Source organism: Achromobacter spanius (assembly GCF_029637605.1).
In the GTDB taxonomy this organism is placed as follows: domain Bacteria; phylum Pseudomonadota; class Gammaproteobacteria; order Burkholderiales; family Burkholderiaceae_B; genus Achromobacter; species Achromobacter spanius_E.
Genome location: NZ_CP121261.1, coordinates 6,416,659 through 6,428,966 on the forward strand (window position 1 = coordinate 6,416,659; position 12,308 = coordinate 6,428,966).

Sequence of the window (12,308 nt, forward strand, 5' to 3'; positions counted from 1 at the left end):
TAGGGGCCACGGAAGCTGCGGCACCTCGCTGCGCGGGGCGTAGGCAAGCATATTACAACGCCGATAAGGGTTAGCGATAGCTTGAAGCCTGGCATGATGCGGGTACATTGTCGGCATAAATCGTATACAAACATTTATACAAAATGGCCAGTTAAAAGTTGTTCAAGTTTCACGTTTCGTATACAAACTTGCCGAGGTTTGTTTAATGCCAGCCATGCCCGACGCCGTATCCCTGGACCGGCCCGCCTTCTCGCCGTACCGCCTGCTGGTGGTCAACGGCAACACCACGTCCAGCCTGACAGACCGCCTTGCCGCGCAAGCAGACAGCTTTCTTGGCGGCGCTGCGCACATACACGCTGTCACCGCTGTGTTCGGCCCGCCCTATATCGCCAGCCGTGTCGAGGCCGCGGTGGCCGCCCATGCGGTGCTGGAAACCGTGGAGCGTGAAGTGGCCCAGGCCGACGCGCCCTTTGACGCCTGCCTGCTGGCCTGTTTTGGCGAACCCGGGATTGGCGCGGTGCGCGAATGCCTGACCGTGCCCGTCGTCGGCATGGCCGAGGCGTCCATCATGGCCGCCATGCAGCGCGGTGACCGCTACGCCATCGTCACGGTCGGCCAGCGCTGGCCGGGCATGTTGCGTGAACAGATCCGCCAGCTTGGGCTGGAAGCCCGATGCGCCGCCATCATCGCCTTGCCCGGCAATGCGCTGGACTACGTGTCGCAAACGCCCGAGTCGGCGGCCCAGGTCAGCCTGGCGCTGGACGCCGCCGTGGCGCAAGGCGCCGACGTGATCATCGTTGCGGGCGCCGCGCTGGCGGGTTATCTGCCGGTGCTGACGCGCCGGCCCGCCGTGCCGATCATCGATTCCTACCGCGCCGCGCTGGCGCAGGTGTTGGCCCTGGCATCGCTGGACCGGGTGCAACGCCAGTGCGCATGGACCTGATCCGCCGTTCTGGCACCACCGCGATGCCCGTGGCGCCAGGCCAAGGCTGATGGCAAGCCACAGACCGCAAACCACAACCACAAACCGATAGACAAGGGAGAGTTGCAGCCATGAAGACGTTGCTTAAATGGACCGCCGGCGCCGTGATCGCGCTGTCGGCCATCACCGGGGCTTCGGCCGCCAATACGCTGAAGTGGGGCGCCGCGCGCGACCTGGATTCGCTGGACCCGTATTCCTACGGCAGCACCTTCAATCTGGCGTTTTTGAACCATGTATACGAAGCGCTGATCCGCTACGACGACAAGTTCAACATCACCCCCGCGCTGGCCGAATCCTGGGAGGCCACGTCGCCCACCGTGCTGCGCTTCAAGCTGCGCCAGGGCGTGAAGTTCCACAACGGCGCGCCGTTCACGGCGGACGATGTCGTGGCCTCGATGACCCGCGTGTCCGACGCCGCCTCGCCCCTGAAGGGCAACCTGCCCGCCTTCAAGGCCGTGCGCAAGGTGGACGACTACACCGTCGACATCGAAATGACGCATCCGTACCCGTTGATGCTGAACGACCTGACCAACATCTTCATCTTCAACCGCCAGTGGCTGGTGGACAACAACAGCACCAAGCCGACCGATGCCGCCAAGAACATCGAAGGCTACGCCACGCACCACGCCAATGGCACCGGCCCGTTCAAGGTGGAGTCGTACCGGCCCGATACGCGCACCGTGCTGGTCGTCAACAAAGACTGGTGGGACAAGCCCCGCCACAACCTGGACCGCATTGAATTCACGCCCATCGCGTCCGCGCCGACGCGCGTGGCGGCGCTGCTGTCGGGTGACATCAACTTTACCGAAAACGCGCCCTTGCAGGATCTGGACCGCCTGCGCGCGGCGCCCAATGTAAAGGTGCTGGCCGCCACCGAACTGCGCACGCTGTACTTCGGCTTCAACCTGGGCGACAAGCTCGTCGGGTCGAACATCACCGACAAGAATCCGTTGAAAGACATACGCGTGCGTCAGGCCTTGTACATGGCCCTGTCGCCTGACCTGCTGCAAAAGCGCGTGATGCGCGGCCTGTCGCGCACCACGGGCGCGCTGGTTGCGCCGTCCATTCCCGGTTACGAGGCCAAGCAGGAAACGCGCCTGCCGTTTGACGCGACCAAGGCGAAGGCGCTGCTGGCCGAAGCGGGCTATCCCAACGGCTTCACCGTGTCGTTGCTGTGTTCCAACGACATGTTCGTGAACGAGGAGGAACTGTGCCAGGCGGCGGCGTCGATGTGGGCGCGGATCGGCGTGAAGGCCTCTCTGGCCAGCGGGCCCCGGTCGTTGCAGAACCCCAAGCGCTCGCGCGGCGAGTTCGACATCACCATCCATGGCTGGGCCAACGAGCCGCAGATCGATGCGCTGTCGATCCTGCTGCAAGTGATGCATAGCCGCACCGGCCCCGCCGGCGTTTTCAACTGGGGGCAGTGGGGCGACGCCGCGCTGGACGACAAGATCGACGCGGCCGCGGCCGAGATGGACCGCGCCAAGCGCATCCAGATGATGGCCGACGCCTTGCAGACCCTGCATGACGATGTGCGCTTCCTGCCCTTGCACCAGCAGCCCATGGCCTGGGCCGTGGGCGACAAGGTGGGCGACGTGCTGCAAATGCCGGACAACAAAGCGCGCCTGTGGACCGTGCGCATGCAGTAGCACATTCAGGGGGAACGCCACGCGCCGCGATGGGCGTGGCGTTCCAGAGTCCGACATCCGGTCTGGGAGCCGCACATGCTGGCATTCATTGTTAGACGGGTCTTCAACGCGGCTGGCGTGATGCTGGCGGTGGCGTTGCTGGCCTTCGTGATCTTCCGTTTTGTCGGCGACCCCGTCGACATGATGCTCAATGAGCAAGCCTCGCAGACGCAGCGCGACGAACTGCGCGAGCGCCTGGGGCTGAACGCCTCGATGGGTATGCAGTACGTCAACTTCGTCACCAACGCGGTGCAGGGCGAATTCGGCATTTCGTACCGCAACCAGCAAGACGTGTTCGCACTGGTGGCAGAACGCTTTCCCGCCACGTTCGAACTGGTGATGATGGCCACGCTGCTGTCGCTCGTGATTGGCGTGCCGCTGGGCGTGCTCACCGCCATCTACCGCAAGTCGCGCCTGGCGCAGGCCTTGCAGTTCGTGTCCATCCTGGGCATTTCGCTGCCCAGCTTCGTGGTGGGCATCATGCTGATCCTGGTCTTCTCGGTGCAGTTGGGCTGGTTGCCCGGCTTTGGGCGGGGCGAGACGGTAAAGATCGGCTGGTGGTCCACCGGCTTGCTGACGCCGTCGGGCCGCGCCGCGCTGGTGCTGCCGTCCATCACCCTGGCGCTGTTCCAGATCACGCTGATCATGCGGCTGGTGCGGGCCGAGATGCTGGAAACGCTGCGCACGGAATTCATCAAGTTCGCCCGCGCCCGAGGTTTGCCCGACCGCGTAGTGCACTTTCGGCTGGCGCTGCGCAATTGCCTGATGCCCGTCATCACGGTCACGGGCATGCAGATCGGCAACCTGATCGCCTTCGCGCTCATCACGGAAACCGTGTTCCAGTGGCCCGGCATGGGGCTGCTGTTCATTCAATCGGTCATGTTCGTGGACATTCCCGTCATGGCCGCCTATCTGGTGATCGTGTCTTTCATCTTCGTGACCCTGAACACGTTGGTGGACATGATGTATGGCGTGGTTGACCCCCGCCTGCGCAGCCAGCACGTCAAAGGAGGCGGCAATGCTCACTAACCCCTTTTCGGGCGGCACGCAGAGCCGGATGTCCCGCTTTCTGCAAAGCGACTTGTGGTGGAGCCTGCGCAATGATTATGTGGCGATGGGGGCGGGCATCGTGCTCCTGGCCGTGGTGTTGCTGGCGGTGTTCGCGCCCTGGATCGCGCCGCAGAACCCCTACGACCTGGCGCAACTGGACCTGCTGAACGCCGAACTGCCGCCGCTCTGGGTGGAAGGCGCCGACCCGCAATTCCTGCTGGGCACCGACACGCAAGGCCGCGACGTATGGTCGGCCATTCTGTATGGCTCGCGCATGTCGCTTGCCATCGGGCTGGCCACCGTGGTGCTGTCCTTGGCGATCGGGCTGCTGGTGGGGCTGGCGGCCGGCTATTTCGGCGGCTGGATCGACAACGCGCTGATGCGGGTGGGCGACACGCTGCTTAGCATTCCCACGATTCTTGTCGCCATTCTGGTGACGGCGGTGTTCCGCCAATTGCTGCCACCCGGCCTGCGCGAAACGCTGTCGGCGGTGATTCTCATCCTGGCCATCTCCATGACCAACTGGGTGCAGTACGCCCGCACGGTGCGCGCGTCGGCGCTGGTGGAACGCGGCAAGGAATACGTGCAGGCAGCGCGGCTGATCCGGGTCAGCCCGTTGCGCATCATGCTGACGCACATCCTGCCCAACACGCTGACCCCCGTGATGGTGACGGCCACGCTGAACCTGGGGCTGGCGGTGTTGATCGAGGCCACGCTGAGCTTTCTGGGCGTGGGCATGCCGCCGACCGAGCCGTCGCTGGGCACGCTGATCCGCCTGGGCAACCAGTTTCTTTTTTCGGGGCAGTGGTGGGTGGTGGTTTTCCCCGCGTTGTATTTAAGCCTGATCGTGCTGGTGGTGAACCTGCTTGGCGATTGGCTGCGCGATGCGCTCAACCCCCGTCTGCGCTGAAGGCGCATCTTCAATAGAGGTCAAGCATGGAAAACGCAACGCTGTACACCCAGGTCCGCCCCGCCGGTGGGGAGCTCACCACGGTGCTGGTGCGCGATGGCCGCATCCAGGCGCTGGGAGGCGCGGCGCCCGAGGGTGCCGCGGTGGTGGACGGGGGCGGCGCACTGATGCTGCCGGGGCTGATTGACGCCCACGCGCATCTGGACAAGACGATGTACGGCATGCCCTGGTACCGCAACGATGTCGGCCCGAGGCTCATCGACAAGATCGAGAACGAACGCGCCGAAAAAAAACGCCTGGGCATTGACCCGTACCGGCAATCGGCGCGCCAGATCGTGATGTCGATTGCGGATGGCACCAGCCACATCCGCAGCCATGTGGACGTGGACACCGACATTGGCCTGGCCGCCATTGAAGGCGTGATGCGCGCCCGCGAGCAATACCGCGACCAGATCGACGTGGAACTGGTGGCGTTTCCGCAAAGCGGCCTGTTGATCCGGCCGGGCACGCTGGAACTCATGGACGAAGCCCTGCGCATGGGGGCGGAGGTGGTGGGCGGGCTGGACCCGGCAGGCATGGACCGCGATCCCAAGGGCCATCTGGACGCCATCTTTGCCCTGGCCGACAAGCACGGCAAGCCCATCGACATCCACCTGCACGAATCGGGCGAGCTGGGCGCGTTTTCGATGCAGATGACCATCGACCGCGTGCTGGCGCTGGGCATGCAGGGCAAGGTCACCCTGTCGCACTCGTTCTGTCTGGGCATGCCCGACACGCAGGCGGTTCAGGCGCTGACGGATGGGCTCTTGCAAGCGGGCATACACATCATGACGACGGGTTCGGCGTCGCGTCCCGTGCCCAACGTGGCGCGGCTGCGCGCGGCCGGCGTCACCGTCTGTACCGGCAACGACGGCATGCGCGATACCTGGGGGCCCTACGGCAAGCCGGACATGCTGGAACGCACGATGCTGGTGGGCCTGCGCAACAACTTCCGCCGTGACGACGAACTGGCGATGGCGCTGGACGTGGCCACCTACGGCAATGCGCGTGTGATGAAGCTGGCCGACTACGGCCTGGCGCCGGGCTGCCACGCCGACTTCGTGCTGGTGGACGCCGAAACCGTGGCCGAAGCCATTGTGGCGCGGCCGCTGCGCAAGCTGGTCGTCAAGCGTGGCCGCGTCGTAGCGCGCGATGGGCACGCCTTGGTGAGCGCGCCGTGATGCGCGCCGCCGAAGGCCCCATCCTGCTTACCGCCCGCTGGGTGGTGGGCCACGAAAACGGGCGGCACTGCCTGTACGAAAACGGCGAGCTCGTCTTTGAAGGCGATCGCATCGTGTATGTGGGCCACCACTATCCCGGGGCCGTCGCGCGCCGCCATGACTACGGCCGCGCGGTGATCGGGCCCGGCTTCGTGGACCTGGACGCCTTGTCGGACCTGGACACGACCATCCTGGGTTTCGACAATTCCCCCGCTTGGCAAAAGGGCCGTATCTGGCCCGAGACCTATATGAAGCAGGGGCCGTACGAGATGGTCTCGGCCGCCGAACTGGCGTTCCAGAAGCGCTATGCCTTCGCGCAGTTGATCCGCAACGGCATCACCACGGCCTTGCCCATCGCCTCGCTGTTCTACCGGGTCTGGGGCGAAACCCGCGACGAGTTCCTGTCGGCCGCCAACGCGGCGGGGGAACTGGGCCTGCGTGTCTACCTGGGGCCGGCCTACCGCAGCGGGCACACCTATGTGGATGTCGAGGGCAAGATCCGCTGCCATTACGACGAAGCGCGCGGCATGGCCGGGCTGGCCGAGGCGCTGGCGTTTTGCGACGAGATCGATGACCGATATCTTGGCCGCTATAACGGCCGCATCCGCGCGATGCTGGCGCCCGACCGCGTCGAAACCTGTACGCCGGACCTGCTGCGTGCATCGGCCGCCGCCGCGCGCGAACGCGAACTCCCGATCCGGCTGCACTGCTGCCAGTCACGCCTGGAATACGACCTGGTGCTGGAGCAGCACGGCATGAGCCCGCCGGAATGGTTGCAAAGCCTGGGCTTTCTATCGCCACGTGCCTTGCTGCCGCACGGCACGTATGTATCCGGCTCACGCCATATTTCGCGCCCGGGCCGCGATCTTGAAATCATCCGCGACGCGGGCGCCAGCATCGTGCATTGCCCGCTGGTGTCCGCGCGCCATGGCGCGGCGCTTGCGTCGTTCGCAAGCTATCGCAAGCTGGGCGTCAACATCGGCATGGGCACCGACACCTGGCCGCCCGACATGGTGCAGAACATGCAGGTGGGCATGATGCTGTGCCGGGTGGCGGAAGGGGCCACCGAGGCGGTGCGCGCCGAAGACTATTACGACGCGGCCACGGTCGGCGGCGCCGATGCGCTGGGCCGCCCGGACCTGGGCCGCCTGGCCGTGGGCGCCAAGGCCGATATCGTCGTCTTTGATTTTTCGCACGATCGCAATGGCCAGATGATCGACCCGATCCAGACCCTGATGATCAGCGGCAGCGGCCGTGATGTGTCCCAGGTCATCATCGACGGGCGCTTCGTCATGGTGGATGGCCGCATCCCCGGCTTTGACGCCCGCCTGGCGCAAGAGCAGGCGCAGTCGCAGTTCGACGGCCTGGTGGCGCGCTACCCCGACCGCACCTGGGGGCATCCCCCGGTCGAACAGATTTTTTCTTCCAGCTATCCGCGTCCCGCAAGGAGCCCGTCATGATGGCAGTCGTACCCAACACCGCGCCGCCGCCCGCCGCCGTTCCGACCTTGTCGGTGCGTGGCCTGTCGGTTGAATTTCCCACACGCCACGGCACGCTGGTGGCCACGCGCGACATCAGCTTCGATATCCAGCCCGGTGAAATCCTGGGCATGGTGGGCGAGTCCGGCGCGGGCAAGTCCCTGACCGGCATGGCGGTGATTGGCCTGCTGGAGCCGCCCGGCCGCTTGGGCGCGGGTGAAATCCATCTGGCCGGCAAGCGCATCGACAACCTGCCGGCCAAGGCGCGCCAGCGTTTGCGCGGCAAAGAGATTGGCGCGATTTTCCAGGACCCGCTGACCAGCCTGCACCCGCTGTTCACCGTGGGCGACCAGTTGGTTGAAACCATTCGCCACCACGACAAGGGCTCCGCCACGGCCGCCCGTGCCCGCGCGCTTGAACTCTTGCAGGCCGTGGGCATACCTGCGGCCGACAAGCGCATAGACCACTATCCGCATCAGTTTTCCGGCGGCATGCGGCAACGGGTGGTCATCGCGCTGGCCTTGGCGGCGCGCCCCGCGCTGATCATCGCTGACGAACCCACCACCGCGCTGGATGTGTCGGTGCAGGCGCAGATCACCGCGCTGCTGCGCCGGCTGTGCCGCGAGCAGGGCACGGCCGTGCTGCTGGTCACGCACGACATGGGGGTGATTGCCGAAACCGCGGATCGCGTGGCGGTGATGTACGCGGGCCGCATTGTAGAGATCGGCCCGGTGCTGGACGTGCTGCGCCGCCCGGGCCACCCGTACACGCAGGGCTTGATGAATGCCATCCCCGGCCTGCGCCACCGCGCGGCCCGCTTGAACCAGATCGACGGCGCCATGCCGCGCCTGCACGCCATGCCCACTGGTTGTGCGTTCCACCCGCGTTGCGCGCAGGCGGGGCCGCGCTGCGCCCAGACTCGCCCGCCCTTGGCGGCATCGCCCTCGGGCGCCACTGTCAGCGCTTGCTGGCTGCATCAGGAAGGAGTGGCTCATGCCGCGTAACGACGATGTGCTGCTGCGGGCCGACGACCTGGCCTGCTGGTTCGATGTGTCGCCGCCCTGGCTGGAACGCACGCTGTCGCGCCAACCCGAGCAAACGCTGAAGGCGGTGGATGGGGTGTCCCTGGCGGTGCCGAGAGGCACCACCTTGAGCATCGTGGGCGAATCCGGCTGCGGTAAATCCACGCTGGCCAAGCTGTTGGTGGGCCTGGTCGCGCCCACGCGCGGCAAGCTGGAATATGGCCGCAACCGGTTGGGCGGCGTACTGCATCCGCAAATGATCTTCCAGGATCTCTATGCCAGCCTGAACCCACGCTGGCGCGTCGGCAACATCGTGGCCGAGCCCATCATCACGCTGGGCTTGCGGCAAACGCCGGCGGATACGCGCCGCCGCGTGGATGAATTGCTGGAACTGGTGGGCCTGTCCGCCAGCGACGCGGGCCGTTTTCCGCATGAGTTCTCGGGCGGACAGCGGCAACGGATTTCCATCGCGCGCGCGCTGGCGACCGAGGCGGAATTCCTCGTCTGCGACGAGCCAACGTCCGCGTTGGACGTGTCGGTGCAGGCGCAGATCCTGAACCTGATGGGTGATCTGCAAAAGGAATTCGGGCTGACGTATGTGTTCATCAGCCACAACCTGTCGGTGGTGCGTCACGTGTCCGACAGCGTGGCGGTGATGTATCTGGGCAGGATCGTGGAACAGGCCGCGGCGGATCAGTTATTTGAATCCCCCCAGCATCCGTACACGCGCATGCTGCTGGATACGATTCCCGACCTGGAAGACCCCCGGCGCGACCGCGAGCCCATGGGCGGCGAAGTGCCCAACCCGATCCAGCCGCCTTCGGGGTGTACGTTTCACCCGCGTTGTCCCGAGGCCAGGGATGAATGCCGGGTGGAGGTGCCCGAGGTCAGCCGGGTGGCGGGGCGCCAACTGCGCTGCCACGCGGTGCGATGGGAACGGGCGGTGGCGGCCTAGGGACGGGCATCGGGTGGCGCCAGGCCACCCGATACGCCATCGCCGACTATTTCGCGTAGACCATATCCCGCAGGCCCAACGACAAGCCGGGCCAGTACGTGATCACCAGCAGGCAGACGATCACCACCCCCACAAACGGAATCAGCGGTTTGATCAGGCGTTCAAGCGGCAGCTTGGCCACCGCCGACGCCGCGAACAGGTTCACCCCGAATGGCGGCGTGATCATGCCCAGCGCCAGGTTGACCACCATGATGATGCCGAAGTGCACCGGCTCCACGCCGAACTTCAAGGCCACCGGCAACAGCAAGGGCGCCAGCACCACGATGGACGCGGACGTTTCGATGAACATCCCGATCAGGAACAGCGCCACGTTCATGCCCATCAGGAACGTGAACTTCGTTTCGAAGATGTGCGACAGCCACGTGCCCAGCGCATCGGGTACGCCCGCGCGGTTGAGCAGGAAGCTGAACACGCCGGCATTCGCGATCACGAACATGATCACGGCGGTGGACACCACCGATTTGTGCAGCGTCACGGACAGTTGCTTGAAGCTCAGGCGGCGGTAGATGAACTTGCCCACCACCACCGCATACACCACCGCCACCACTGAGGCTTCGGTGGGCGTGAACACGCCGCCGTAGATGCCGCCCAGGATGATGGCGGGCATCATCAGCGCCAGCCAGGCGTTCTTCAGCGCCGGCCACAGCGGCAGGCGGCCTTCGCCGTCGCGCTTGCCCAGGTTGTTGCGCTTGGCGTAGAACCACACGTAGAACATCAGCGCCAGGCCGATCAGGATGCCCGGCATCACGCCGGCAATGAAGAGCTCGCCGGTCGACGTGTCGGTGGACACGGCGTACAGAATCATCGGAATCGACGGCGGGATGATCACGCCCAGTTCCGCCGCGCTGGCCTGTAGCGACGCAGCGAACGGGGCAGGGTAGCCGTGGCGGACCATCGCGGGGATCAGGATCGCGCCCACGGCAAACGTCGTGGCTACGCTGGAGCCGGCTACCGCCGCGAAGATCATGCAGGTCAGCACGCAGGTGCAGGCCAGGCCGCCCTGGATGCCGCCTACCACGCTCTTGGCAAATTCCACCATGCGTTCGGAAATGCCGCCGGCTTCCATCAGGTTGCCGGCCAGGATGAAGAAGGGAATGGCGACCAGTGGGTACTTGTCCAGCGCGGCGTACAGCTGCTGCGCGACAACCACCCAAGGCAGGCCGGAACTGCCAACCCCCGCCAGGCTGGCCAGGCCGATCGACACGGCGACCGGTACGGACAGCCCGAAGAAGATCAGCATCGAGACAATCATTAATTGGGACATGGCGATTTCTGCTGCGTAGGTTCGTTGGGGGCGGCTTAGCCTTGTGCGTCGTTGCGCACCGGCACGTCGTCTTCTTCGCCCGCGCACAAGCGAGCCAGCACGGCGATGGCGGCAAGCGTCGCGCCAACGGGGATCGCCAGATAGATCCACGAAATCGAGATATCCAGGCTGGGCACGTTCTGGAAGCGCACCCGATAGGTCATGTTGCCGCCGATCCAGGCCAGAAAGCCCAGGAAGCTGGCGCAGATCAGCCCGATCACGGTTTCAAGTACACGCCGCTTGGTGCCGCCCAACAAGTTGCGCAGCAGCTCGACGCTGATCATCGCGCCATGGCGAAAGGCCAGCGCCACGCCCAGCAGCACGGTCCAGATCAGGAGGGCGCGGGTCAGCACCTCGCTCCAGTCGGCGGGCGATTGCAGGATGAAGCGGGCAATGACCTGGTAGAAGGCGGCGGCCGCGGCGGCCACCATCAGAAGTTGGGCAAGGACCGAGACCAGCTTGAACAGGCCGCGGTCGAAAGCGCAAAGCAAACGCATGATGAATCCCGATAGCGATGGGCGCATAGGATGGAAAACGGCAAGCGGCGGGATCGGGATCCCGCCGCTCAAGGCGGTATGCCCCGTGGGGGCAGCGCCGGCTTACTTGGTGTCGCGGATCGCGTCGATCAGCTTCTTGTCGAACTTCTTGTAGTACTCGGGATAGGCGGGTTCGACGGCGGCGGCAAACGCGGCGCGATCCACCTCGGTCACCTGCATGCCTTCCTTCTTCAACTGCTCGACACCGGTCTTCTCGATGTTGTCCACGTAGGCGCGCATGGCCATGGCGGATTCCTTGCCGGCCTTGTCGAAGTTGGCCTTGTCGGCGGCCGACAGGCCTTCATAGACGTTGGCCGACATCAGCACCAGTGCCGGGCCGTACACGTGGCCGGTCAAGGACAGGTATTTTTGCAGTTGCGACAGCTTGGCCGACGTGATCACCGACAGCGGGTTTTCCTGGCCGTCGATGGTGCCTTGCTGCAAGGCGGTGGCGACTTCAGGCCAGGCCATGGGGGTGGGCAGGATGCCGATCTGGCGGAACGCCGTGATGTGGATGGGGTTTTCCGTGGTGCGGATCTTCAGGCCCTTGGCGTCAGCCGGGGTCTTGACCGGACGCACGTTATTGGTCAGGTGGCGAAAGCCTTGCTCGCCCCAGGCCAGGGCGATGATGCCGCGGCTGGGAAACTTGGCCAGCATGTCCTGGCCGATCTTGCTGTCCAGCACGGCGCGGGCGTGGTGCAGGTCGCGCAGCAGGAAGGGGATATCGAAAACCCCCGTCTCGGGAACAAAATTCAGGGTGGCGCCGGTCGAAACGATGGCCAGGTCGATCGTGCCGATCTGCAGGCCTTCGATCACTTCGCGTTCGCCGCCCAGCGCGCTGTTGGCGAATTGCTGTACTTTGTACTTCCCGTTCGTGGACGCTTCGATGGACTTGGCCAAGGCGTCGGCACCGGCGCCATAGTGCGACGAGGTCGACAGGGCGTAGGCCATCTTCAAGGTGGTTTGGGCTGCCGAGGGCAGGGATGTGGCGGCCGCGCAGGCGGCCAGAACCGTGGCCGCAAGCCAGGATTTACGCATTGTCTTCTCCGGTATTAGGTATCTTTA

General features: G+C 65.2%; 11 protein-coding genes. 8 read left to right on the plus strand and 3 right to left on the minus strand.

Going from position 1 to position 12,308, the window contains the following annotated elements:
- Nucleotides 1-214: 214 nt before the first annotated feature.
- The 8 genes from P8T11_RS28890 (at nucleotide 215) to P8T11_RS28925 (ending at nucleotide 9,344) form a co-directional block, all read left to right on the plus strand.
- Nucleotides 215-943 (plus strand): aspartate/glutamate racemase family protein, encoded by a 729-nt coding sequence (locus tag P8T11_RS28890; RefSeq protein ID WP_278072159.1) that lies wholly within the window; start codon nucleotides 215-217, stop codon nucleotides 941-943.
- A gap of 110 nt (nucleotides 944-1,053) precedes the next feature.
- The gene (locus tag P8T11_RS28895; protein ID WP_268078928.1) at nucleotides 1,054-2,631 is read left to right on the plus strand and encodes an ABC transporter substrate-binding protein; all 1,578 of its coding nucleotides are present in this window, start codon (nucleotides 1,054-1,056) and stop codon (nucleotides 2,629-2,631) included.
- A gap of 75 nt (nucleotides 2,632-2,706) precedes the next feature.
- Complete coding sequence (locus P8T11_RS28900; protein ID WP_050445919.1) at nucleotides 2,707-3,699, plus strand: ABC transporter permease; 993 nt, start codon at nucleotides 2,707-2,709, stop codon at nucleotides 3,697-3,699.
- Nucleotides 3,689-4,630, plus strand: a complete 942-nt coding sequence (locus P8T11_RS28905) for an ABC transporter permease (RefSeq protein WP_268078927.1) — start codon at nucleotides 3,689-3,691, stop codon at nucleotides 4,628-4,630. Before P8T11_RS28900 ends, P8T11_RS28905 begins: the two co-directional genes overlap by 11 nt.
- 26 nt (nucleotides 4,631-4,656) lie before the next feature.
- A complete protein-coding gene (locus P8T11_RS28910; RefSeq protein WP_268078926.1) occupies nucleotides 4,657-5,850 on the plus strand; it encodes an amidohydrolase family protein in 1,194 nt (397 codons plus the stop codon).
- Nucleotides 5,850-7,349 (plus strand): amidohydrolase family protein, encoded by a 1,500-nt coding sequence (locus tag P8T11_RS28915; RefSeq protein ID WP_268082479.1) that lies wholly within the window; start codon nucleotides 5,850-5,852, stop codon nucleotides 7,347-7,349. The genes P8T11_RS28910 and P8T11_RS28915 overlap by 1 nt, the downstream gene beginning before the upstream one ends.
- Complete coding sequence (locus P8T11_RS28920; RefSeq protein ID WP_268078925.1) at nucleotides 7,346-8,371, plus strand: ABC transporter ATP-binding protein; 1,026 nt, start codon at nucleotides 7,346-7,348, stop codon at nucleotides 8,369-8,371. The genes P8T11_RS28915 and P8T11_RS28920 overlap by 4 nt, the downstream gene beginning before the upstream one ends.
- Nucleotides 8,361-9,344, plus strand: a complete 984-nt coding sequence (locus P8T11_RS28925) for an ABC transporter ATP-binding protein (RefSeq protein ID WP_268078924.1) — start codon at nucleotides 8,361-8,363, stop codon at nucleotides 9,342-9,344. Before P8T11_RS28920 ends, P8T11_RS28925 begins: the two co-directional genes overlap by 11 nt.
- A gap of 46 nt (nucleotides 9,345-9,390) precedes the next feature.
- Here the strand turns inward: P8T11_RS28925 and P8T11_RS28930 are convergent, their stop codons facing one another.
- The 3 genes from P8T11_RS28930 to P8T11_RS28940 form a co-directional block, all read right to left on the minus strand.
- Nucleotides 9,391-10,668 carry a TRAP transporter large permease gene (locus tag P8T11_RS28930; RefSeq protein WP_268078923.1) on the minus strand — a complete coding sequence of 426 codons (1,278 nt, stop codon included), beginning with the start codon at nucleotides 10,666-10,668 and terminating at the stop codon, nucleotides 9,391-9,393.
- 35 nt (nucleotides 10,669-10,703) lie between these two features.
- Nucleotides 10,704-11,204, minus strand: a complete 501-nt coding sequence (locus tag P8T11_RS28935; RefSeq protein ID WP_268078922.1) for a TRAP transporter small permease — start codon at nucleotides 11,202-11,204, stop codon at nucleotides 10,704-10,706.
- A 102-nt stretch (nucleotides 11,205-11,306) separates the two neighbouring features.
- Complete coding sequence (locus P8T11_RS28940) at nucleotides 11,307-12,281, minus strand: TRAP transporter substrate-binding protein (RefSeq protein ID WP_268078921.1); 975 nt, start codon at nucleotides 12,279-12,281, stop codon at nucleotides 11,307-11,309.
- Between the last annotated feature and the right edge of the window lie 27 nt (nucleotides 12,282-12,308).